This window comes from Microcoleus sp. Pol10D4, from assembly GCF_036701555.1.
GTDB lineage: Bacteria > Cyanobacteriota > Cyanobacteriia > Cyanobacteriales > Microcoleaceae > Microcoleus.
The window spans coordinates 1-1238 of record NZ_JAUBRA010000171.1 but is presented as its reverse complement, the minus strand read 5'-3'; the positions used below and the strand labels follow the sequence as shown (position 1 = coordinate 1238).

Genomic DNA, 1238 nt, shown 5'->3' with positions numbered 1-1238 from the left:
TTTTTTTTTAATTAACTATTTTTATCGATTTTATCATGATCTTGCCTCTGTCTCACATTTATTTGAAATGACTATATTTTCTACCGTGTATTATTGTTTTCCTTCGTATAATTTTTGTTGGGGAGAATATGTCGCGTACAAAAAAAGAAGAGAGAACATAGGTAAATTTATCCTTGGTACTGTTATTTTGGGTCTAGTCCTAGGGGTTACTGGTAATTATATATCTGCTAGGTTAGGGATATGAAGATAATATAAAAATAGCAAAAATAATAAATTTGGGCATGAAGTTAAAGATGAGCGAAAAATCTAATTCAATCACAGTAAGCACCTCAGCAGATTACCTGATCGGCTACGAGCGGATTCTGGACTACTTCAAGCAAGCACAGAAAGAGTGTCCCAAAGAGGTAGGGCTAAAGAAGGATAGCAAGGCTAAGGGATCTTACATCATCCTCCAATTCAGACTAGGTGACAAGCGGGTCAACAAAGCCTGTGGGTGCTACCTGACAATGCAAGGTATTACTGAGGCTCTGAGGAAAGCTCATTTAGTCGCCTTCGCCCTAAGAGCGCTAAAAACCGAGTCTCAATTCTTGACCTGGTACGATGATGTAATTCTAGAAAAGAACATCATTAAGAATGATTTGATGACGTTTGGTGAGGCGATCGCAAAAGTAGACAAAGAATACTGGGATGGACACACTAAACGTCGTCAGCAGCGAGATAGGAGTAACATTAGCCATCAAAACACTTGGATTGCAGTCTACGGTCACTACTACAAGTTGCTACCACAAGATACGGTTGTCAACCTGACAGATATTCTGTCCATCATCCACAGCAAAAAACAAGGAACTAAATCTTTCAAAAACTGCCTGTGCGCTATGCGTAAGCTTGCTGAGACTATTGGCAACACTGACTTACTAAGCAATCTTAAAGAAATCGATGGTACGCAAGTTGAATTTCGAGAAGACCTTCAAACCTTATCGGTTGATGACTTTTTAAAACTTCGCAAGGAAGTTCTAAGTGTCCCCGATGATAAGCGATACAATCTCGAATCACGTAAGCGATGGTTGTGGGTATTTTCCATGCAGTTAGTGTACGGTTTTAGAGTCCATGAAGTTTTTGCCGTTCAGAACATCGATCGACCATTCAAGACAAAAGATGGGGTTAAGCTGTTGTGCATTTAAAACGCATATTGGTATAATATAACATAATAATATTCAGAAAAAGTGAATGCCTGCTAA

Annotated in this window: 1 protein-coding gene; it reads left to right on the top strand. The window is 38.9% G+C overall.

Features of this window, described 5'->3' with window-relative positions:
• The first annotated feature begins 293 nt into the window (after positions 1-293).
• Positions 294-1181, top strand: a complete 888-nt coding sequence (locus tag QUA36_RS31195) for a hypothetical protein (protein WP_333460162.1) — start codon at positions 294-296, stop codon at positions 1179-1181.
• Positions 1182-1238 lie beyond the last annotated feature (57 nt).